General features: G+C 46.0%; 20 protein-coding genes. 12 read left to right on the top strand and 8 right to left on the bottom strand.

Going from position 1 to position 21,640, the window contains the following annotated elements:
- Window position 1: 1 nt before the first annotated feature.
- Both OCV65_RS07935 and OCV65_RS07930 read left to right on the top strand, forming a co-directional pair.
- A complete protein-coding gene (locus OCV65_RS07935; protein ID WP_262581610.1) occupies window positions 2-1,387 on the top strand; it encodes a citrate/2-methylcitrate synthase in 1,386 nt (461 codons plus the stop codon).
- Entirely contained in the window at window positions 1,381-2,307 is a 927-nt protein-coding gene (locus OCV65_RS07930) for an alpha/beta fold hydrolase (RefSeq protein WP_262581609.1), read from the top strand. Before OCV65_RS07935 ends, OCV65_RS07930 begins: the two co-directional genes overlap by 7 nt.
- A 457-nt stretch (window positions 2,308-2,764) precedes the next feature.
- Here the strand turns inward: OCV65_RS07930 and OCV65_RS07925 are convergent, their stop codons facing one another.
- Window positions 2,765-3,481, bottom strand: coding sequence for a class II fructose-bisphosphate aldolase (locus OCV65_RS07925; RefSeq protein WP_262581608.1), 717 nt, complete (start codon window positions 3,479-3,481; stop codon window positions 2,765-2,767).
- Window positions 3,482-3,663: 182 nt separating this feature from the next.
- Here OCV65_RS07925 and OCV65_RS07920 point away from each other — a divergent pair, with 182 nt between their 5' ends.
- Window positions 3,664-4,416, top strand: a complete 753-nt coding sequence (locus OCV65_RS07920; protein WP_262581607.1) for a DeoR/GlpR family DNA-binding transcription regulator — start codon at window positions 3,664-3,666, stop codon at window positions 4,414-4,416.
- A gap of 12 nt (window positions 4,417-4,428) precedes the next feature.
- Here the strand turns inward: OCV65_RS07920 and OCV65_RS07915 are convergent, their stop codons facing one another.
- From OCV65_RS07915 to OCV65_RS07890, 6 genes are all read right to left on the bottom strand, one after another.
- Complete coding sequence (locus tag OCV65_RS07915) at window positions 4,429-5,262, bottom strand: DMT family transporter (RefSeq protein ID WP_262581606.1); 834 nt, start codon at window positions 5,260-5,262, stop codon at window positions 4,429-4,431.
- Between the two features lie 18 nt (window positions 5,263-5,280).
- Window positions 5,281-6,705: an amidohydrolase family protein gene (locus OCV65_RS07910; protein WP_262581605.1), complete on the bottom strand. Its 1,425-nt coding sequence runs from the start codon at window positions 6,703-6,705 to the stop codon at window positions 5,281-5,283.
- A gap of 81 nt (window positions 6,706-6,786) precedes the next feature.
- Complete coding sequence (locus OCV65_RS07905) at window positions 6,787-8,337, bottom strand: Na+/H+ antiporter NhaC family protein (protein ID WP_262581604.1); 1,551 nt, start codon at window positions 8,335-8,337, stop codon at window positions 6,787-6,789.
- Window positions 8,338-8,571: 234 nt separating this feature from the next.
- Window positions 8,572-9,369: a pyrroline-5-carboxylate reductase gene (proC, locus tag OCV65_RS07900; protein WP_262581603.1), complete on the bottom strand. Its 798-nt coding sequence runs from the start codon at window positions 9,367-9,369 to the stop codon at window positions 8,572-8,574.
- Window positions 9,370-9,405: 36 nt separating this feature from the next.
- A complete protein-coding gene (locus OCV65_RS07895; RefSeq protein ID WP_262581602.1) occupies window positions 9,406-10,656 on the bottom strand; it encodes an amidohydrolase in 1,251 nt (416 codons plus the stop codon).
- Window positions 10,657-10,708: 52 nt separating this feature from the next.
- Window positions 10,709-11,428: an L-2-amino-thiazoline-4-carboxylic acid hydrolase gene (locus OCV65_RS07890; RefSeq protein ID WP_262581601.1), complete on the bottom strand. Its 720-nt coding sequence runs from the start codon at window positions 11,426-11,428 to the stop codon at window positions 10,709-10,711.
- Window positions 11,429-11,631: 203 nt separating this feature from the next.
- On the opposite strand from OCV65_RS07890, the gene OCV65_RS07885 reads away from it, so the two are divergent.
- The 3 genes from OCV65_RS07885 (at window position 11,632) to OCV65_RS07875 (ending at window position 14,689) form a co-directional block, all read left to right on the top strand.
- The gene (locus OCV65_RS07885) at window positions 11,632-13,314 is read left to right on the top strand and encodes a phospho-sugar mutase (protein ID WP_118384250.1); all 1,683 of its coding nucleotides are present in this window, start codon (window positions 11,632-11,634) and stop codon (window positions 13,312-13,314) included.
- A gap of 159 nt (window positions 13,315-13,473) precedes the next feature.
- Window positions 13,474-13,662, top strand: coding sequence for an ATP-binding cassette domain-containing protein (locus OCV65_RS07880; protein ID WP_262581600.1), 189 nt, complete (start codon window positions 13,474-13,476; stop codon window positions 13,660-13,662).
- 103 nt (window positions 13,663-13,765) lie between these two features.
- Window positions 13,766-14,689 (top strand): hypothetical protein, encoded by a 924-nt coding sequence (locus OCV65_RS07875; protein ID WP_262581599.1) that lies wholly within the window; start codon window positions 13,766-13,768, stop codon window positions 14,687-14,689.
- A 144-nt stretch (window positions 14,690-14,833) separates the two neighbouring features.
- On the opposite strand, the gene OCV65_RS07870 is transcribed toward OCV65_RS07875, so the two are convergent.
- Window positions 14,834-15,583 (bottom strand): FadR/GntR family transcriptional regulator, encoded by a 750-nt coding sequence (locus tag OCV65_RS07870; RefSeq protein ID WP_262581598.1) that lies wholly within the window; start codon window positions 15,581-15,583, stop codon window positions 14,834-14,836.
- An 840-nt stretch (window positions 15,584-16,423) separates the two neighbouring features.
- Here OCV65_RS07870 and OCV65_RS07865 point away from each other — a divergent pair.
- The 6 genes from OCV65_RS07865 to OCV65_RS07840 are packed head-to-tail and all read left to right on the top strand — an operon-like array spanning window position 16,424 to window position 21,601.
- Complete coding sequence (locus OCV65_RS07865) at window positions 16,424-17,182, top strand: ATP-binding protein (protein ID WP_262581597.1); 759 nt, start codon at window positions 16,424-16,426, stop codon at window positions 17,180-17,182.
- A 39-nt stretch (window positions 17,183-17,221) separates the two neighbouring features.
- Window positions 17,222-18,343 carry a 2-hydroxyacyl-CoA dehydratase family protein gene (locus OCV65_RS07860; protein WP_262581596.1) on the top strand — a complete coding sequence of 374 codons (1,122 nt, stop codon included), beginning with the start codon at window positions 17,222-17,224 and terminating at the stop codon, window positions 18,341-18,343.
- Window positions 18,343-19,896, top strand: coding sequence for a 2-hydroxyacyl-CoA dehydratase family protein (locus tag OCV65_RS07855; RefSeq protein WP_262581595.1), 1,554 nt, complete (start codon window positions 18,343-18,345; stop codon window positions 19,894-19,896). The genes OCV65_RS07860 and OCV65_RS07855 overlap by 1 nt, the downstream gene beginning before the upstream one ends.
- A 12-nt stretch (window positions 19,897-19,908) precedes the next feature.
- A complete protein-coding gene (locus OCV65_RS07850; protein ID WP_118382847.1) occupies window positions 19,909-20,703 on the top strand; it encodes an acyl-CoA dehydratase activase in 795 nt (264 codons plus the stop codon).
- Window positions 20,700-20,879, top strand: a complete 180-nt coding sequence (locus tag OCV65_RS07845) for a hypothetical protein (protein WP_118382848.1) — start codon at window positions 20,700-20,702, stop codon at window positions 20,877-20,879. The genes OCV65_RS07850 and OCV65_RS07845 overlap by 4 nt, the downstream gene beginning before the upstream one ends.
- Window positions 20,879-21,601, top strand: a complete 723-nt coding sequence (locus tag OCV65_RS07840; RefSeq protein WP_262581594.1) for a carbon monoxide dehydrogenase — start codon at window positions 20,879-20,881, stop codon at window positions 21,599-21,601. The genes OCV65_RS07845 and OCV65_RS07840 overlap by 1 nt, the downstream gene beginning before the upstream one ends.
- Window positions 21,602-21,640 lie beyond the last annotated feature (39 nt).

Below are 21,640 nucleotides of genomic sequence, written 5' to 3'. Positions count from 1 at the left end.
TATGAGCAAGTTTGTGACAAAAGATTTGTTTGAGATTACACCGGAAATTGCGCATTTGGCTGCATTGTGCGAGGAAAGCAATGCCATTGACAGGGAACTGTATGGGAAATACGATGTAAAAAGAGGCCTCCGTGATATGAACGGTAAGGGCGTGCTTGCAGGACTGACAAATGTATCGGACGTGCGCGCGAAGAAGATCGTGGATGGCGAGGAAGTTCCTTGTCCCGGCAATCTATATTACCGAGGTTATAACATTAAGGATCTGGTCAATGGATTCCTGAAGGAAGATCATTATGGATTTGAAGAGATCGCATATTTACTTCTGTTCGGTGAATTGCCGACCAGACAGGAGCTGGCAGACTTTCAGGTGATGCTGTCTGACAGACGGACGCTTCCACCAAACTTTGTGCGGGATGTGATTATGAAAGCGCCGAGCCGCGATATGATGAACAGTCTGTCCCGTTCAATTCTGAGTCTTTACCGCTATGATGCAAAGGCAGATGATACGTCGATTCCGAATGTACTGCGTCAGTGCCTGAATCTGATCAGCCAGTTTCCGATGCTGATGGTGTATGGCTATCATGCATATAATTTCCGCAGAGGTCAGGATCTCTTTATCTATGCACCGAGACCGGAGCTGTCCATGGCTGAGAATATCCTGATGATGCTCCGTGAGGATAGACAGTACACGAAGCTGGAGGCGAAGATCCTGGATATGGCGATGGTGCTTCATATGGATCACGGCGGTGGTAACAATTCGACATTTACGACACACGTTGTCACCTCTTCAGGAACCGATACGTATTCGACGATGACTGCAGCAATGGCATCACTCAAAGGGCCGAAGCACGGTGGTGCGAATATTAAAGTAACGCAGATGTTTGAGGATATGAAGGGAGTTGTAAATGACTGGGAGGATGAAGATGAGATCCGACAGTATCTGTATGACCTGCTGGATAAGAAAGCCTTCGATCAGAAGGGATTGATCTACGGAATGGGACATGCGGTATACTCTGTTTCTGATCCGAGAGCAGAGATCTTCAAAGGCTTTGTGGAACAGTTAGCAGTGGAAAAGGGTTACGAGAAAGAGTATTCATTGTATTCGAAGGTAGAAAGACTGGCACCGGAAGTAATTGGGGAACGTCGCAGAATGTATAAAGGTGTTAATGCCAATGTTGACTTCTACAGTGGTCTGGTATATCAGATGCTGAATCTGCCACAGGCATTGTATACACCGATATTTGCAGCAGCGAGAATCGTAGGATGGAGCGCACACCGTCTGGAAGAGCTGAAGAATGTGGATAAGATCATCCGTCCGGCGTATAAAGCACTGGCACCGCACAGAGACTATATCGAGATGGATGACCGGGGGGATGAGGTATGTTAAAGAAGGAATTTTATTTTCCGTCCAGCGATGGACAGACACAGATCCATGTAATTCAGTGGTTCCCGGAAGCAGGAGTGAAAGCGGTGCTGCAGATTTCCCATGGAATGGTAGAGTATATTGACCGTTATGATGAATTCGCAAGATATCTGGCAGAGCGTGGATTTTGTGTAGTTGGACACGACCATCTGGGACATGGAAAGTCGGTACAGTCACAGGAATATCTTGGATATTTTCATGAAGAAAAAGGGAATCAGTATGTGATCTCGGATATACACAGACTACGGAAAATGACCGAGAAAGAGTATCCGGGAGTACCGTATTTTATGATGGGACACAGTATGGGATCATTCTTACTCAGACAGTATCTGACCATGCGCGCAGAAGGACTGGCAGGAGCTATTGTCATGGGCACAGGGGACATGCCGTACGCGTTGCTGAAAGCAGGACAGGCAGTCTGCAAGAGCATTGCATTGACGAAAGGCTGGCATCACAGAAGCCATCTGGTGAACCAGCTTGGAATGGGCGGTTATAACCGTCAATTTGAGCCAAGTGACAGCACCAAAGACTGGATTACTTCAGATGACTCCAAGCGGAAAGAGTACGAGGCAGATCCGCTGTGTAACTTTGTATTTACCGTAAATGGATATTATCAGATGTTTGAAGGCATGAAAGTACTGACCAGACGTCATGCAATGGATAAGATCCCTGCGGAGCTTCCGGTAATCTTCGTATCCGGTGCAGAGGATCCGGTGGGAAGTAATGGTGTGGGCGTGACCAGAGTATTCCAGAAATACGAAGCACACGGTATGACCGATGTAGAAATGAAGTTATATGCCGGAGACCGGCATGAGATCCTGAATGAGACAGACCGAGAAGAAGTGTACGAAGATCTGTATCGATGGATGGAGAAGAGAATATGAAGATAAATATAATCAGAGGTTGTGGAGTCCACAACCTCTGTCTGCTTTTAAGATGTTTTATTAAACCTATTGCATATGAAATAATCCATGTTCTAACTCATAATCTAAACAAACAGGGAAACAAAATGGAAGCACATTTAAAATACTAAAAAATATGATGATTACTGAAATTACAATGATAACGTTATTTAATAATCCGTTTTGGCTACAGTGATATTTCCATAACATGACTACAGAGATAACAAGTAAGAGCATCCACAATATTATGATTAGGACTCCTTCTTTGTAATTCCATGCGCCCGTTGTTTTTTGCATGAATAATATAAATAAAATATGAATGAGATCCAGTAATAATATCTTGCTTCTATATGACATAATATTCACCTTCGATTCGATAGCTATATGTTTATCTTTACCGAATTTCTGGTAAAAAGTCAATAGTCTTAAAAAGATAAAATCAGTTAATTCCTCCGAACAATGAGATAGCTTTTTTGGCATTCTCGGTCACAGCCTGCATACCGAGAATTGCGATATCCCGGTAGTAGATTTCACTGTCGCAGTTGATCTTGCGCACACCGTGCTGGATGACCTGTGTGTAATCGTCTTTACTGATATCCGGTTCTCCGTTCATGACAAGCGGAACAGGAAGTCCGGATCCAGTGTTATTTACGTGTTGTAATGCGCCGTAGGAACATGCCAGTGCGCTGATGCCAGTAGCGTCGATAAAGCCACGCACGGCTTCTGTAGCGTCTTGTTGAGGAATATCAGCAGGAGCAACGCCTTCGACGGAAGCAAAACGGCGGGATGCCATGTGTACGACCGTCTTGGTATTTTCTATATTTTCTTCATAAGGAAGGGATGAACCATCATAGGTAACTGAACTGAAACCGATGATCAATGCCTGACGGATGTAATTAATGGTCATGCCGTGATCCAGATGAACACAGACCGGAACAGAAGCTTTCTCTGCCATATCTACCATAAGTGGACCGATGTTGGCAAGTGGAAGCTTTTTTTCATTTTCCTGTGAGTGCATGATGATAACCGGAAAGTTAAGTTCCTGTGCAGCATCGAGAACAGCAGTAAGGTTATCTTCACTCAGGATGTGGAATGCGCCGATGGCACATTTATTGGCTTCTGCATAACTCAAGATTTCTTTCAGTGTAACTAACATGTTCCGGTCTCCTTCCTGTGAATACTTTTGTCATTTGCATATCGATGATGTACGTCCTTTGGACACATATACTATATTTATAATTGCGTGAAAATGCAATAATGGTTTATAATATTGATATTAAATCGAAAATAGGACGAAAAACGTGCAAAAACGATCAATTATAAACAGGAGAGATAAAAATGATACCTTATGAACGCCATGAAGCAATTATGAATCTATTACGTGAAAAAAAGTATGTCCGGACAGAACAGCTTAGTAAAGCACTCTATGTAAGTGTGGCGACAATTCGACGAGATCTTGCGGAGATGGAAAAGAATGGTTTTCTGCAGCGTGTCAGCGGCGGGGCAAGAGTAATCGAGGAGCCAAAGGACCGACCGGTAGAATACATGGTCGAAGAAAATGTGCGAAAGAAAAAGCATATTGCCAGACTGGCTTCCCGGTATCTGAGGGATGACCAGAGGATATCTATGGATGCAGGATCAACGGTGCTTCAGTTGTGTCCGTATTTTGAGCGGTATAACAACCTGAATGTATTAACCAATGGTCTGTATACGGCATTGGAACTGATGAAGATCGATTCGGTAAATGTCCATCTGCTGGGAGGAAATCTGAATAAGATATTGCTGGATACAAAGGGAACGGACACAATGTCCCAGATTGGTATGCATCACAGTGACATTGCATTTATTTCCTGCAGAGGGATTACAGCCAGAGGAAGTTTTGATCCAAATGATGATGAGACTGCCGTGAAACGGGCATTTGCGGAGAATTCTACGAAAGTAGTATTGTTTGCAGACAGCAGTAAGTTTAATAAAACATTCCTGAATGTCAGTCTGGGGTATGATGTAATTGATGCGATTATTTCGGATGCACCATTTCCAGAGGACATTCAGGAAGTCTGTAGAAATAAAAATGTAGAAATGTTGTGGTAATTATCATTCGTATCAGACGAGATTGATCAGTACGACGCCCAGACCGATGATGCCGGTGGCGATGTACTGGCGTTTGTTCAGTGTCTCCCGGAATACCAGGTAGTTGATGATATTTACTAAAAGAATCAGACTGGCACTGTAGGTCGGATAGACGATGTACGCCGGAAGTCTTGATGCGGCCCGCAGCAGGAACAGCGTGCAGAGCTGATTTGGGATTCCGACGCCGATACCGATCAGTGCGTCCTGCAGGCTCATACGAGGTTCCTTTTTAAAGAAGAGCAGGATGCTGATCACAAAGGCAGCAAGAAATGTATACAGCACGAAGCAGGTCTGGCTGTCTGCGTTATTATAGCGGCTGAATATTTTGGAGATGGTGTCCAGTGTACCGCCCAGTAAGAAGACCAGGATCAGTCCGATGTTGAAGTCCGGACGCTCGGAGCTGTCTCCGCTGTTCATGAAGATGATGGCGAAGATGCAGAGCAGGAGTCCGGCTATCTGTATGATCTGCGGAATCTCATCAAAGAGAAAAATCGACAGGATCGTAGGAATCAGTATTCCCAGTCTGTTAAATGTGGTTGTTAACGGTGCACCGTTTCTCCGGATGCTGATCTGGAGCAGTACCAGTGCGGCAAGGAAGCCGATACCATTTACGACACCGGCGCCACAGGTCACTGCATTGCCACTCCAGATCAGGGATTTGTCCTGTAACAGCAGGAGGCTTATCAGGCTTCCGGCCAGATAATTCCAGATGTTCAGTGCATAACAGTTGCCGTTATGGTGCTCCGAATAGCGCATCAGGAATGTCATGCACAGATTTGCACAAATGGCAGCAATCAGATAAATCATATATGTAGTCTCCCGGAATTAAAGCTTTTCTTCACGCATGAACTGAGCGTTGGTTCCGTTGATCGCAAAGAATTCGTCAGCGGCACGTTTGCCGATATCATCCGGGCAATCATTCATCTTAGACATATATTCCATTTCATCTACATTGATCAGTTTACGGTCTTTCATCACGATCTTACCATTTACAACAGACAGAACAACCTCTTCGCCTCTTGCGCTGTATACGATGTTTGGCACCATATTACGCATCGGATAGGTATAGATCGGCAGCATAGAAGGATGCATATAATCGATGGCGATAAAGTCTGCACATTTGCCGACTTCCAGAGAACCGATGGTGTCATCCAGTCCCAGTGCCTGTGCGCCTTCGATGGTAGCCATGCGGAGTGCGCGCCATGCAGGAAGCACTTCCGGATTGGTGTATTTAATCTTGTTGAACAGAGCAACAGATTTCATTTCGCTGATAATGTTGTGGCAGTTATTGCCCGGTGCCTGGTCAGAACCAAGGGCAACCTTTCCGCCTGCTTCCTGGAATGCTGTTGACGGAGGTACGATGCCGTCAATGATACCGATGGAACCCGGGCACACGATCATGCCGGCACCGCTTCTAGCGATGATCTGGGCTTCTTCGTCGGTACAGTCAGTCAGATGTACGGCGATCAGTGTGCTGTCAAGAAAGTTCATATCCTGCAGGAACTGGGTCGGACGTTTGCCATAACGCTGCTCAATCTGGTATGTTTCGCGGTCACCCTGCTGGGTATGCATATGGATCTTAGTATGACGTTCTTTAGCAATCTTCTGGATTTTTAACAGTAGTTCCGGACTTACAAAGTCGGCACCCTGTGGTCCGAAAAGTACTTTCATACGTCCACCGTCATAGTCATGCCATTTATCATAGAGGGCAATGTTGGCATTCAGGCTTGCTTCGCCCATAGCATCATCGAATTCATAGAGTTCGCCAGGTTTGTAGACTTTTCTTTTTGCAGAGCGAATCATCAGCGTGACATTTCCACGGGTACCGAGCTTGGCAATAAAATTGCAGGATGCATCCATATTGGCTTCATAATCACCCATGGTAGTAGTTCCTGCTTTGGCGGCTTCGATGAGGGCAACAGGACAACCGATGTCTTTTTCAGCCTGTGTGGCAGCGTTGTCAAATGGCTGCAGTCCGTACATCATCCAGTTGTTAGTATCCTGAGCCAGTCCACGCATGATATTGCAGCTGGTGTGCATATGAGCATCGATAAATCCAGGCAGCAGAATATGATGGCTCATATCAAGCTGTTCTTCCGCTTCGTACTGGTCAGAGAGCTTGTCAATGTCTACGATGTCGATAATCTTGCTTCCGTCTACGACGAGTGCTTTCTTTTCTTCATAGCCGACACCTTCACCTTTCATGGTGTAAATGTGAGGTGCGGTTACGATCAGATCTACTTTTTTCATGTGTCATGTCCTCCTTAATAAAAATCGCGCGAAGCGGATCAACAGATACCGCCCGCGCGTAAATATACATGTTTGAATAAGTTAGGCTGCAGTAGATGTTACGGCAGCTTTTTTCTCGTATTTACTCTTTGTCAGTTTTGTCTCTGCTATAAGTAATACTACTACAAGAACAGCCATCAGTGCAATGCTTGGATAGTACAAATGTGTCAGTCCGCCAAACAGGTAAGAGATGAATGCGGATACACCGATTGTCAGTCCGTAAGGAAGCTGTGTAGATACATGCAAGATGTGGTTACATGATGCTCCTGTAGATGACAGGACGGTTGTATCAGAAATCGGTGAACACTGATCTCCGAACAGACCACCACTGATAACAGCTCCGATTACGTATGGGAGCGGAATGTTAAATGCAACAGCCATTGGGAATGCGATTGGCATCATGATAGACCATACACCCCATGAAGAGCCGGTTGCAAATGAGATCAACGCTCCGAATGCAAATACGATGGCAGGTACCAGACCAGCAGTCAGATGAGCCTCAACAATACCGGCGAGGTAAGCACCAACGCCCATAGTGCTTGTAACTGCTCCCATAGACCATGCCATGATCAGGATAAATGGTACGCTGATCAGGTTGGTCATACCCTGGATGAATCCATTAAATCCTGCATTAACATTAAACAATCCTGTTGCAACGCCTACGATACCGGCTACGATAGAGCCGACCATGAATCCCATGGTAATAGCAAGGGTAATACTTGCATTCATAAATGCGCCTCTGAGACCATTTGCCCCGATATCTCCAGTGATAAAGATGGTAGCGAAAATGGTGATGAACAGTCCGAGCATTGGAAGCAGGAAGTTGATCAGACGGAGATTGTAATCTTCCGGCAGTTCCACGTCTTTTTCAGGAACCAGTGGAGTCAGTCCTTCCGGAAGAGGCTCGCCTGTCTCGGCACAACGTTTTTCTTCTTCATACATCGGTCCGATATTCAGTCCGAAGATGGCTACTAAGAATACAGCGATCATAGCGAAGAGACTGTAGATATTGAATGGGAACATCTTAATGTATAAGCCCCATTCATTTCCCTTCAGTCCTGCAGCTGCAAGTTCAGTAGCGATCAGACCTGAAATAAACGGTCCGTAACTGCTGATCGGTGAGAAGGAAGCCAGGTTACATCCAAGAGAGTCAAGCATGTAAGAAAGTTTTGCCCTGGATACGCGTACACGGTCTGTGATTGGACGCATGATCGTTCCCAGGATCAGGCAAGGCTCAGTGTAGCAGAAGATAAATGCGCTGAGAGCGGTGATAACCTGTCCTTTTTTCTGCGTATTGATAGATTTGGTAACCAGCTTTGCAAATGCTTCAGCGGCTCCGGTAATCTTCAGCATGTAAGCAAATCCGCCAGCCATAGTAACCAGAACCAGAAGTCCGGCGTTGTATTCGCTTGCGATAGACGGAATCATGTATTCGCTGATAATAGCGGTGAATCCTGCGATCGGATTCCATCCTTTGATAATTGTTGCACCAACCCATACAGCAATGAACAGGGATGGTAGAGTTTGTTTAGTCTTCAATGCCAATGCGATTGCAATGATTGGTGGCAGAAGACAGATAATTCCATATTCCATAATAATTCCTCCAAATTCTTAGATAATGAATAACAACCGTCAATAATAAACTATGTCGGTAATTATGCACTTCATTATACAGAAAGTCAATAGTTTTATGCAAGAAAATACAATTACATGTATAATTATGCATAAAAACCCTATATATGCATAAAGGCGCTTCAATGTAAATTGAAACGCCCTTGTCTTACTTCATATATTAATAAAATTTTTAAAAAAATGCAAGTAATTAATTTAGAAATTATTACCTCTGTCAGCTGCGGCTTTAATGCATTCCATAACAGCACCACGCATACCGCCTGTTTCCAGTTTCTCGCATCCTTCGATGGTGGTTCCTGCCGGAGAAGTTACCATGTCCTTGATCTGTCCCGGGTGAAGTCCTTTTTCAAGGATCATTTTAGAAGTTCCAAGGCAGGTCTGCGCAGCCAGTCTGTAAGCTGTTGCACGAGGAAGTCCCTGTTTTACACCGCCGTCAGCCAGTGCTTCGATAAACATAGCTGCATAAGCCGGACCGCCGCCGCTGAGTGCGCATACAGCATTGATCAGGTGTTCAGGAACCATTTCTACGATACCGATTGTTTCATATAATGTCTTAGCTGCTGCAAGTTCGTCCTCTTTCAGGTCATTGTCTGAACACAGTGCAAATGCTCCTTCGTATACCATAGCCGGAGTGTTTGGCATGATACGCAGGATACGAGGAGTTCCGTCAGTCATGCTCTGCAGCTTCTCGACAGATGTTCCGGCAACGATAGACATGAGCGCTTTGCCATCCAGAGATTTCTCGCACATAGCCAGTGCTTCTGCTGCGTTCTGAGGCTTCACAGCCAAAAGGATGAGCTCTGATTTGTCGCATACTTCTGCATCATTTGCTGCAACAGTAACACCCCATCCGGCAGCCTTTTCGCGCATCTCAGGGTTGATGTCGTATACATAGACATTTTCCTTAGCGATAACACCGCTTTCGAGTGCACCGTAAAGGATTGCACCGCCCATATTGCCACATCCGATAATTCCAAGTTTCTTTGTAATCATTTCGATCACCTGTCCTTTCTTATCCCATAAATGAATTTATTCGTGTGTATTATGCCATTCCCAGGCTTTTTCGATGGCGCCCGGGGTCTCCATCAGGAGCTTTGTACCTTCCGCCATACATCTGGCAGCGTAAAGCATACCTTTGTGACCAATGCTCATACCGGCCTGTTTGGCGGCAGCCCAGTGATGGAGCGGTGTGCCCTTGCACATGGTTGCTGCACTGACTGTGATCAGTGGAATCGTATGGCTGACCTGTGAAGCGTCAGTACCGATAGAGATCGGTACCGGAGCATTTTCTAACGGTTCCAGTCCGGTAAAGTATACGCCGTGGTTCTCGAAACCGGCTTCTTTACTGACGTCTGCCGCAAATTTAAGTTCTTCATCGGTGTATTCCGGCACCGGAATGCGTGTCATAGCATCGTAGTAGAGTTCTGCCAGCACGCGGTTTACTTTCATTTCCTTGCAGCTCTTGACCAGCTCAATATCTACGGTCGTGCCGGTCATCAACGCAGCACCTCTTGCACAGTCGTCTACCCGGCGGCTGGCGCCCTCGGTGCGGGAACGTTTGGCAGAGCGGATAAAGTAATTGGTCCTGGCAATGTCCGGGACTACATTTGCCGGAATACCATTGTCCAGATATGCATAATGCATACGCACATCGTCAGAGACATGCTCGCGCAGATAATTGACTCCGACATTCATCAGTTCCGCAGCATCCAGCGCGCTTCGTCCATTTTCCGGTGACTTGGAAGCATGGGCACTGATGCCGTGGAAGGTGTAATTCTTGATATCCTGTGACTGCCAGATGTCGTTGCTGATGCGATTGCGGTCAAATGGATGCCACATAACGCCTACATCGAGATCATCAAAGACACCGGCATCATTCATGACAATCTTGCCGGACATGATCTCTTCGGCAGGACAGCCGTACACAATGATCGTTCCCTGTGCACCGGAAGCAGTCATGTCTTCCTTGAGGGCACAGGCTGCAGCGCAGACCGCAGTTCCAAGCAGATTATGTCCGCAGGCATGACCAATCTCCGGCAGTGCATCGTATTCTGCCAGAAATCCAAGCATTGGTTTGCCGGAACCCCAGACAGCGGTAAATGCAGTATCGATGCCAGCTGTTTTCCAGGCTACCTGGAATCCCTGCGTTTCCAGAAAGTCCGCTAACCGTTTGGACGAATACGTCTCCTGATAAGCGGTCTCCGGATGACAGAAAATATCACTGGCAATGTGGATCAGTTCTTCCTTATTAGTAGTAAGCCAGTTGTCAATAAGATTCATAAAAATAATTCCTTTCGCATAGATATGATAATGTCAGTTTTTCATAGACAAGCTATACTTCGAATGGATAGATCTCATCCAATGAGATAGTATCCAGCACATCCAGATATTCCTGACCAAAGGTGTCTACATACTCGGTGAGAGCCAGTGTGACGGCTTTCTCACCGGCAGCACCTAACTGTTTTGTCAGGACGCGGATAAGAGTGTGCATCAGATGTGCGGTATGGAAATTGAAATCCTTCATGCAGGATGTGCCAAGTTCCTGTTTTTTAGTGGCAAGCGCTTCAATGTCTTCAGCGGATAATGGATGTCCCCAGTCGAATTTACAGCAGTCACCGCCCCAGCTCATAGAAGTGCTGATCGGAGTGCAGGTAAAGTCCGGACGGAATCCCTGATAGACAGCATTGTCAACATTGACACAGTAGTATTTGCCGTATTCGGTAATGTGGTGCTTCTGCCAGGCTTCACACCAGGCACATTTGGAAATGTAGGTCTGCAGTGTCGGCTCCGTACAGAGCTGGCCAAATTCCATCTGTCCCGGATAGTCGGGTTTCCACTCGCCGTAAGCCTGATTCGTCATGGTGTTCAGCGGATCTCCGTGTGCCTGTGCATTCAGAGCCATGCGCCGTCCCCGTTCTTTGCCATATTCGGTCATGGCATCCAGAATGGCGTCCTTTCCGCGATTACCGCAGAGGCGGATCGCATGTTTGGAAAGAAAGGCAAACATCATTGCGTGGTGTTCAATCTGACAGACTGTATGAGATGTATTCATAATAATTCCCTCCATAGGTCATAGTCAGGGCTCCTGCCCATTAATATAATTCAATAACAGTAGTATAGCACACATGAGGAATTGTGACATCATGATATTACGTGCTTTTTGATTGCCTGACATCTGTAAACATGGTATATTATAATTAGATTTTTGTAATATTGAACAAAAGTTGTAGAAATAAAAAGCTGGGAGTGGTGAAAATGTATCAGAAAGAATATGAACGCTGGCTGAATACAGATCTGGAAGACGCGGATCTGAGACCGGAATTAGCGGGAATTGAAGGTAATGATGATGAGATCAAGGAGCGTTTTGCACTGGCATTGAAGTTCGGAACAGCCGGACTTCGTGGTGTGTTGGGAGCAGGAACGAACCGTATGAATATTTATGTAGTACGTCAGGCAACACAGGGACTGGCTAACTGGGTAAAGACACAGGGTGGAAGCCAGACGGTAGCAATCAGCTACGACAGTCGTCTGAAGAGTGATGTATTTGCCAAGACTGCAGCAGGAGTGCTGGCAGCCAATGACATTCAGGTAAGAATCTACGACGCACTGATGCCGGTACCGGCTCTGTCATTTGCAACACGTTATTATAAGTGTAATGCAGGTGTTATGGTGACAGCGTCCCACAATCCTGCCAAGTATAACGGATATAAGGCTTACGGACCGGACGGATGCCAGCTGACTGATGATGCGGCAGCAGTAGTATATGAAGAGATCCAGAAGACGGACGTGCTGACAGGTGCCAAATACATGTCATTTGCAGAAGGTGTAGAAAAAGGTCTGATTCATTTCGTAGGAGATGACTGTAAGAAAGCACTTTATGATGCGATCGAGTCCAGACAGGTTCGTCCGGGTCTGTGCAAGACAGCAGGACTGAAGCTTGTATACAGCCCGTTGAATGGTTCGGGATTAGTGCCGGTAACACAGGTATTAAAGGATATCGGCGTGACAGATATTACTATCGTGCCGGAACAGGAATATCCAAATGGATACTTCACCACATGCAGCTACCCTAACCCAGAGATCTTTGAGGCTCTGGAACTGGGACTGAATCTTGCAAAGGAAAAGGGCGCAGATCTGATGCTCGCTACAGACCCGGATGCAGACCGTGTAGGTATCGCGATGAAGTGCCCGGATGGATCTTATGAGCTGGTAAGCGGTAATGAAGTAGGTGTACTGCTTCTGGATTACATCTGTGCAGGACGTATTGAGAAGGGTACGATGCCGGAGAACCCAGTAGCAGTGAAGTCTATCGTATCCACACCACTGGCTGATGCTGTGGCTAAGCATTACGACGTAGAGCTTCGCAATGTACTGACAGGATTCAAATGGATCGGTGATCAGATCGCCAAGCTGGAAGCTGACGGAGAAGTAGACCGTTTTATCTTCGGATTTGAGGAAAGCTACGGATATCTGGCAGGACCATATGTACGAGATAAGGATGCCGTAATCGGATCTATGTTGATCTGCGAGATGGCAGCATATTATAGAAGTATCGGAAGTTCTCTGAAGCAGAGAATGGAAGAGATCTACAGTGAGTACGGACGTTACCTGAACAAGGTAGACAGCTTCGAGTTCCCGGGACTTACCGGTATGGATAAGATGGCGTCTATTATGCAGGGACTCCGTGATAATCCGCCGACAGAGATCGGAGGCGTGAAGGTAGTCAAAGCTACCGATTACAAGAAGACGGAAGAGACCGGACTTCCGGCAGCTAATGTACTGATCTACAGCATGGAAGACGGAGCAACCGTAATCGTGCGCCCGTCAGGAACAGAGCCAAAGATTAAGACATACTTCACCACACTTGGCAAAGATCTGGCTGAAGCCCAGGCAAAGAAAGATCAGTTAGCAGAAGGATTGAAGCCGATTCTTGCATAAAGGAAGAATATAAAACAGGGCGTGTGAAAAATGATATGTACCCTCTTTACTGGACAACCAGTAAGGAGGGTATTTTTATGCGTCCTGTTTTAGGTTCTGTCATGGTTCTGGTGTCTCCGGCCTTGGTTGCAGCTACCATCAAAGTTATGAATTGGAATCGTGAGAACACTGGCAAAAGACGCAGAAGTTCTTATATTTGATGAACCTACATCAGCATTGGATCAGAGGAGTCGCAAAGAACTGTATACATTGCTGCGACAGATAAAAAAGGATAAAATCATTATTATAGTCAGCCATGATGACGAGATTACACAGGTGGTGAATCATGTAATAACTGTGCATAAGTAAAGGCTTTCAAAAAGCTGAATTGCTATCAACGCCCAGCTCATGGTATAATCTTCACAAAGTTATGATTCAGGCAAAGAATGAGGAAAAAGTGAGGATATCATCTATGAAGAACAGGATAATGCGGATAGCAATGACACTGAGCATGCTGATGATTCCGGCTCTGGTGACAGGGTGCGGACCTTCCGAAAAGCAGATTCAGCAGGAGTTAAGCTATCAGGAACCGGATCAGGAAGAACTGCATGAGGAGTATCAGTATCTGGCGGAGGTCAATGAGGGCGACGAGGTCGCAACAGGACTGATCAATGAATATGGAGAGTGTGTAGTCGCATGTATGTTTGACGAGATTACCATGGGGATGACGGATGATGGATTCCGGATCCTTGCGTACAAGTCTGTTTATACGGATACGCAGGGTGAAGCAGAAGCATATAGGTATTATGTGCTGGATGAGAGAGGTCAGATACTGGAGGAGCATGGAGAAGGAATCGAAGAAGAGGGCGGCGGCTATTATGACGGAGAGGCACTGCTGGAAGAGATGGATAATTATACGCCTGTAGAGGCGGAAGATGCTGTTTCTGAAGAAGCAGAAGAAGAGACAGCAGATGCTGATTCTGCTCCGACAGATGTCGAGATTGTTACAACGGATGATGGCGATTATGAGCTGGTGGATCAGAGTGGAAAGGTATTGATATCAGATGAAGATGTGAGCGGCATGGGAGTGTCTGGCATTATAAGTATGTATTTTACCAGAGACCGGAAGTATGTGATCGCAGATACCGGCAGCATGTTATATGATGAAGACGAACTGCCGATTGGTGGTAATGTGCTCTTTGATCTGGAGGGCAATGTGAAGCGTTCTAATGATTATGAAAGCATTTCATATGGCGGTGACAATGGGTGGCTATGTGTGCATAACAAGAAGACAAATCAGACCGTATACCTGAACAGTGATCTTAAGACAGAATTGGATCTGGGGGATGCCTATGGAGCTGCCGGTGATTTTAAGAAATGCCTGCGGCGGCAGTAAGCTTATCCATGCACATATGACACATATGATTGGATAAGGCAATCACCTGTCCGACTCCCAGTACAGCCAGTGCTGTTCCAAGACCAATGCCGATCAGCTTATGGGCAAACAGCAGACCGATTCGTGTGATTTGTTTTTGCTTTATTAGTTATTCCTTCCTTTCATTTTTGCTACAGGGTCATCCGTCACATGAGGGTGTTCAAAATGAGAGCGGTACTGATCAATCTGCTCTTTGAACAAATGAATAGCAGCTGTAGCATCCCGGTTACGGATGTATTCCGTTGTCTGGAGCAGAGACTTATAGGTGGGTTCTCTGCCGATAAATTCACAGTAATCTGTCCAGGCGGTAATGGAAGCGTTAAAGAATGCATTCATAATCATGGGTGAAATGCAATTGCCACTAAGTGAGACGATAGCTCTCCGATAGAGAAACAGCGTGTTAGCAAAGCTTTCGATATCTGCATCGAGGGCTTTTTTCATGTCACTTTGCAAGATTTCCAGCCGGGCAATGTCATCTTCCGTGCGAGAGGCACAGAGAATCTCCAGAGCCGGACATTCCAGATAAATACGCACATCCAGAAGACTGGTAATCATTTTCGAATCCAATGTATCACCGCGATAGCGGATGACGGCAAGAAGTGTTTCCAGATTACCGGTAAACGTATAATCTGCTACGTAGATGCCTTTTCTCGATATTACGTCCAGAAAGCCGATCCGCGCAAGTTCCCGGATGCCATCGTGGACGATGGTCTTGCTGATATTCATCTCATCTGCAAGCTCCCGCTCAGTAGGAAGCTTGTCCCCAGGCTTCAGTTCGCCCGAGAGAATCATCTCTTCAATCTGGGAAATGAATAATTCTTTAATGGATAAGGTGTTGATGGCTTTGAATTTCATAGTGGTCACGATCCTTTTCAGTTGATAAGTTCAAGGTAGCAGAGGGATAAGGAAAAGTCAATAAAAAGTGGTCTGACCACGACCACTCGAAGGAGTCATGTCCGGATGTGCTGCTCATTTTTAAATTGTTTTCTGCTTGTGTAATTATACAAATGAGGTGGTGGAAAGGTTACAAAATAAATATAAGAAATGATTTGTATCTTTCTTGATTTGCTTGAATCCTGCTGTTAGATATGTTATAGTTGAGTCATAAAAGAGAACAACCGCCCACAAGGTGGGTTGACCTCTGGGATAATAGAATTACCACCCTTTCGCCGGTCAAAGTTTCGGGGTGGTTTTTCTATGCTTTAATGCGTTATTTGCTAAACATAAAAATGAATGTTAGCAATGCAAGAATGAACATGCCAAAAGCCATAAGGTCTTTGAAATCAAAATGATTATTGTTCATAAGCATCACCTCCACTCTATGTAGAATAGAGGTCAGCCACCCTGTAACACGGTTGTTCTGTTTGAGTATAACATAAATTCTAGACAAATGCAATTATATATACCAAAAGTAATAAAAATGAAAAGAACGCTTTTATAGCGTTCTTTTTATATATTGATAAAAAATGTCAACAAATTTTGGTCTGACCACGACCAGAAAAAAATCAGACAGAAGTTTGTATGCTCTGTCAATTTACAAAAATGCTGGTTTGTTAGAAAATAGACAATATAAGATAGTGTCGGAATTTGCGACATTAGAGTGTAACGTATGAAGCAATCGGAAAGCGTAAAAAAGGATTGAGAAATCATCTGATATAGCAAGCGATTCAGATACACAGGAAGGAGAGGCAGCATATGGAATCAAAAATTATTGCAATGGCTGGAAAGGGAGGTGTAGGCAAGACCTCGCTGGCGGCATCGATGGTGAAGGTATTGGTATCAGCATTTCCGGATAAGAAGATTCTGGCGATTGATGCAGATCCGGCGGTTGGATTATCGACAGCGTTAGGGGTAGATGTGGAGATTACCATTGATGATATTCGGAAAGAAGTTGTAGAGACAGCGGAAGATGGTGATACCAAGACAGCGGTAGAGCTTTTAGGGGAAGCCAGATACCGTATTATGGATGCACTGGTAGAACAGGACGGATATTCGTTTATTGCGATCGGCAGACCGGAGGCAGCAGGATGTTACTGTAAGATCAATACGTACCTGAAAGAGGTTATTCGTATCCTGTCATCGAATTTTGATTATATCGTGATCGATGGCGAGGCGGGAATTGAGCAGATTAATCGGAGAGTTATGGAGAAAGTAACACATCTGGTGCTGATCACAGATACCAGCCGCAAGGGTACACAGGTTGTGCAGACAATCCGTAAAGTGGCAGATGAACTGGTAATGTACGAGCAGGCGGGTGTAATTATTAACCGTGTTCCGGACGAATCCATTGTCCAGTATATGGATTTGGGAGATTTGCCGGTACTGTCCGTAATACCATCGGATTCATCGCTGGCAGAGTTCGATCTGAAAGGGGAAAATGTATTCTACCTGTCAGATGATGCAGCAATTGTCAGGGGAGCAAGAGAAGCATTGAAGAAGCTGGAGATACTGTAGCTGTTAAGTTCTGGAGATTAAAAGCGAAGAGGAAACGGGATGAAAGATTTAAAGCATTTGTATTTTTTTGAGAAGTTACTGGATGATGCCAATAACGAACTGGTGCGGGCGGCAAAGGACGAAGGAAGAGTGTGCGTGGGAAGTGTCTGTAGTCTGGTGCCGGAAGTTCTGTTAGAGCTGCCTGGAACATTTACGGTGCGTCTGCGTGCACCGCGAACCGGCTCGATGGAAATGGGAACCTATTATCTGACGAGTTTCCTGTGCGAGTACAGCAGAGCACTGCTGGAGCGGGCGATTGAGGGTGGATATCAGTTTCTGGACTGTCTGATTGCGCCGGATGCGTGTGCGATGATCAACCGTGCAGTGGAAAATATGGAATTGCTTGAGACGATGACCAGCGAGAAATTTTTCTACCAACATATGGAGGTTCCGATGAAAGCGGATGACAATGGCTTATCCATCTATGTATCAGAATGTAAGAGAAAGATTCTGGAGCCGTTGCATGAAGTGTACGGCATCGACATTTCCGAAGAAGCACTCAGGAAAGCGGTTGAGAACCATAATAAGGTCTGTGATCTGATCAGTCAGATTGGCGAATTTCGGAAGGAAGAGAATCCGAGAATTACCGGATATGAGTATCATATGATCACACTGGCATCCTATGTCTGTCCAAAAGATATGCTGGTTGAAAAGCTGGAAGAGACACTGGAAGAGCTGAAGACCAGAGAGCCGGATGCGAAGAAAAACTGGCGGGCGAAGGTTGTGATGGTCGGATCGGAGATCGACGATGTGGATATGATCCGTCTGGTAGAAGAGTCGGGAGCACTTGTGGTGGCTGACCGCTTCTGCTTCGGAGCAATGCCTGGCAGAGAGGTCATCGAATTGAATGATACGGAAGATGTGGTGACGCAGGTGTGCCGGCATTATATGTATGCCAGCCAGTGTGCACGATATATGAATTCGGAGAAGATCAACGGCAGACGGGCTTACGAGCGGATGGTCGGTTCGCATGTACTGAGAGAAGAATACGGATATCCGGTGCTGTCGGTTGACAGACCGTACGCCATCGGCTCTTCCGGACAACTTCGTACAAGAGTACAGGCATTTGTGGAAAGTATCGAGATCAAGAAGATTCATAAGAAGCAGGGAGGTGCGAAGTAATGGGAAAGAAGATCGGAAGTGAGCGCCTCGGAGACCTGTATCAGCCGGGGAAAAAGGTGCGGAAGCGCAGAGAGTGGCGCGGCGTGAAGGATACGCTCTATGACTACAGCAGATGGATGCATAACATGGGCGTGCTCGGCAAATTCATGATGAATAAAAATAATGTAAAAGCGTTTTTCCGTTATCGGTGGATGGTTAATTATCTGGCGGTACCGATGATGGTAGACCGCCATACAGCCGGACTCAGAGGTAATCATCTGCGGATCGCACATACGGAATATGATCTGGTTGTGGAAGATATTGCGAAGCTGATGCAGAATATGTTTCAGGCAGATAAGAATATTGGCAAGGATGAAGCGTTATCCAAGAAGATCGTTATTCTGGACGAAAATGAGATGTCCCATCTGTTGTGCGGATTCCCGAATCTGATCGGTCTGGGACGTGAGATTCCGGCGGTCTATGTCAGTGTATTGCTTCAGCAGGATGCCGTGTGTCCGTACATCGATGTGGCACAGGAATACGGTCTGTCCGGTGATGTCTGTCCGATGCCGGAAGCAGAAGCCGGCGTATCGATCGCGGATGACTTCCCGATATTTGGAGCATGCGCAATCCAGTGTAATACCACCTGCGACGGCAGCATGATGGGAAATGGCATTATGGCGAGACGTCTGGAAGGTGAGCATGGCATTCCGTGCTTCCAGTTAGCAGCGCCGATGCGTCATACGGAAGATGGCGTGCAGGAGTATGCGGCTCAGGAGATCCGCAATGCGATCAAGTTCATCGAAGACTGTACCGGAGAGAAATGGGACTGGGATGCGTATTTTGAATGTGCAAAGCGATTCAATGCGGAGACCAGAGAACGTCTGGAATGGCTGGATATGAGCACGACCGAGTATCCGCAGGTAATCGGAGCGAATCTGGCGTTGTATACAGAGACCGTGTACATGGCAATCGGTGGAAAGGTTCCTGCATTTTTAGATGCGGATAAGAAGATCACGAAGCTTGCCATGGATTCCTATAAGAAGAAAGAAATGATCGTGCCGGAGTACCGCCATCGCGCAATTATCTGGGGCGTACAGGCACAGTATTATACAGATTTCCTACCGTGGCTGCAGAACTGTTGGGGCATTCTGCCACTGGTGGATATGCTGAGTCTGGTATCTACCAGGATGATCTCGGAGGACGATCCGGAACAGGCAATCTACGATATGGCTCATTTGTATGAAAATATGATTATGCGCAACCGTACACATGGCGGTTACAAGGTACTGCTGGATGACCTCTGGAGATTCTGTGAGCAGTTTAATGCAGATATGGTTATTCTGTGGGAGCATATGAGCTGTAAGGCGCTTGATGGCATGCATGGCATGTTTGAAGAGCAGGCGAGAATACATGGAATCAAATTAATCTGGGCAACACATGATCTGATGGATCCACGAGTCGTGCCGAGAGCAAGTCTCAGACAGGATGTAAATCGTTACATGAGAAGCGTGCTCAGAGAAGAGCCGTTAGATCCGAGTCTGGAAGAGATCGACGACGGAAGTTCATGGTAGGAGGATGAGAGTATGAAATATTATGGAGGATGTGATTCCGGAAGTACCTATACGAAATGTGTGATTTTGGATGAGACTGGCAAAATGGTAGCAGACGTTACGTTAAGAAGCCGGATTAATTCCGTACTCAGTGCACAGGCTGCACTGGATGAGGCAGTGGCACAGGTGCCGGACCTTAAGAGTGCGAAGGATCTTGCCTATCTGGTAGGAACCGGTTATGGAAGAAATAAAGTACCGTTTGCAGATGAAAATATATCCGAGATCAGCTGTCACGCGATGGGCGTGCATGTGGCAGATCCAAGTGTCCGTTCGATCATTGACATCGGCGGTCAGGATGTCAAGGGAATTGCGGTAGATACCGATGGAACGGTATTGAACTTTGCGATGAATGATAAATGCGCAGCCGGAACAGGACGTTTCTTTGAAGCAATGGCAAAGGCATTTGAGATGGATCTGACAGAGTTTTCGAAGCTGGCACTTCGGGCAAAGAATGTGATTCCGATCACGGCACAGTGTACTGTATTTGCTGAGAGTGAGGTTATTTCACTGGTGGGTGAAGGAAAGCCGATGGATGAGATCGCAGCGGGTATTGAGTTATCGGTGGCAAAGAGATGTTTCGTAATGTCCAAGAAAGCAGGAGCCGTAGACCGGATCACATTGACCGGTGGCTGTGCGAAGAATGAAGGATTAAAGGCTGCGATTGAGAAGGTATTGAAACTGAAAGTTATCGATCTTCCGGTAGATCCACAGCTGATCGGAGCAATCGGAGCAGCTGAATTTGCAAGACAAAAGGGAGGCGCAGCATGAAAGAGGCAGGAAAGAAATTAAAAAAGATCTTAGGAATACTGGGAATTGCTTCAGTGCTGTTTTTTGTTGTGACGTTTATCGTATATTTTTTCAATCTGGATATGAAAGCGGCAGCAGCTCTGGAGCCGTATCTGGAGAAATGGCATGACCGTGTGCCAAGGGAGCGGAAGTTATAATGAGATTATATGACGAAGTAATCCATGAGAGCCTGCATCTTCTGGAAACGCAGTCTGGTAAGAAGCTTCGGACAAAAGCGGCAGGTTCCTGGAAAGATATCGGAAAAGAAAGCATGATCCTGCGCAGTGAGATGGCATATGAACTGGGTGGAGATAATCTTCCTGCGATCGGAAGCCAGATGCTGACAGCAGATGCGGCATTGGTATCCGGAGATGAGATCTGGCTGTACGGAAAAGATCTGCCACAGATCCGAAAAAATACTGCATTTGCCAGACTTGCACTGGTGCGGGTGAAGGAAGATATCATGGGCGAAGGAGATGCCTTATATAATCAGATCCGGAGATTGGAATATACCAAATATCATATGTATCCGGAAGGGTATATGATGCGGATCTCCGCAGCCAGTGAGCGGGAAATGGTAAGAATCGGGAAGGATGCCCTGCGGAAAGGGCTTGATTTTGAAAAGATCGGAAATATGTTCCTCAGAGCTTACCATAAGAACCCGGCGGTAGAAGCTGTTAAGCTGATTTTTCTGACGATGGAGGATTTTCCATACCGGGAACTGGAACGGCAGGTGAAGAAAGCAGAGCAGATCACCAGAGCAATCGATCATATATTAAAAGATATTGCCATGAACTGCCAGTCCTGTAGCCTGAAACAGATCTGTGATGAGGTAGAGGGTATGCGGGAACTGCATTTCGGAGCAGTTCAGGCACAATAATGATGAAAAGTTCCAACTATGATGCCGCGGATTGCTCTG

Source organism: Dorea ammoniilytica (assembly GCF_025567415.1).
Taxonomy (GTDB): domain Bacteria; phylum Bacillota; class Clostridia; order Lachnospirales; family Lachnospiraceae; genus Claveliimonas; species Claveliimonas ammoniilytica.
Note: the sequence above shows the minus strand (reverse complement) of the source record. Positions and strands in the feature narration are given on the sequence as shown.

Coding starts and splice junctions, on each gene's coding strand:
- OCV65_RS07895 (WP_262581602.1), bottom strand. CDS start 10,656: ATGAATCTTATTGACAACTGGCTTACTACTAATAAGGAAGAACTGATC.
- OCV65_RS07860 (WP_262581596.1), top strand. CDS start 17,222: ATGAAAGATTTAAAGCATTTGTATTTTTTTGAGAAGTTACTGGATGAT.
- OCV65_RS07905 (WP_262581604.1), bottom strand. CDS start 8,337: ATGGAATATGGAATTATCTGTCTTCTGCCACCAATCATTGCAATCGCA.
- OCV65_RS07915 (WP_262581606.1), bottom strand. CDS start 5,262: ATGATTTATCTGATTGCTGCCATTTGTGCAAATCTGTGCATGACATTC.
- OCV65_RS07925 (WP_262581608.1), bottom strand. CDS start 3,481: ATGTTAGTTACACTGAAAGAAATCTTGAGTTATGCAGAAGCCAATAAA.
- OCV65_RS07930 (WP_262581609.1), top strand. CDS start 1,381: ATGTTAAAGAAGGAATTTTATTTTCCGTCCAGCGATGGACAGACACAG.
- OCV65_RS07935 (WP_262581610.1), top strand. CDS start 2: ATGAGCAAGTTTGTGACAAAAGATTTGTTTGAGATTACACCGGAAATT.
- OCV65_RS07890 (WP_262581601.1), bottom strand. CDS start 11,428: ATGAATACATCTCATACAGTCTGTCAGATTGAACACCACGCAATGATG.
- OCV65_RS07885 (WP_118384250.1), top strand. CDS start 11,632: ATGTATCAGAAAGAATATGAACGCTGGCTGAATACAGATCTGGAAGAC.
- OCV65_RS07855 (WP_262581595.1), top strand. CDS start 18,343: ATGGGAAAGAAGATCGGAAGTGAGCGCCTCGGAGACCTGTATCAGCCG.
- OCV65_RS07920 (WP_262581607.1), top strand. CDS start 3,664: ATGATACCTTATGAACGCCATGAAGCAATTATGAATCTATTACGTGAA.
- OCV65_RS07840 (WP_262581594.1), top strand. CDS start 20,879: ATGAGATTATATGACGAAGTAATCCATGAGAGCCTGCATCTTCTGGAA.
- OCV65_RS07845 (WP_118382848.1), top strand. CDS start 20,700: ATGAAAGAGGCAGGAAAGAAATTAAAAAAGATCTTAGGAATACTGGGA.
- OCV65_RS07875 (WP_262581599.1), top strand. CDS start 13,766: ATGAAGAACAGGATAATGCGGATAGCAATGACACTGAGCATGCTGATG.
- proC (WP_262581603.1), bottom strand. CDS start 9,369: ATGATTACAAAGAAACTTGGAATTATCGGATGTGGCAATATGGGCGGT.
- OCV65_RS07870 (WP_262581598.1), bottom strand. CDS start 15,583: ATGAAATTCAAAGCCATCAACACCTTATCCATTAAAGAATTATTCATT.
- OCV65_RS07865 (WP_262581597.1), top strand. CDS start 16,424: ATGGAATCAAAAATTATTGCAATGGCTGGAAAGGGAGGTGTAGGCAAG.
- OCV65_RS07850 (WP_118382847.1), top strand. CDS start 19,909: ATGAAATATTATGGAGGATGTGATTCCGGAAGTACCTATACGAAATGT.
- OCV65_RS07910 (WP_262581605.1), bottom strand. CDS start 6,705: ATGAAAAAAGTAGATCTGATCGTAACCGCACCTCACATTTACACCATG.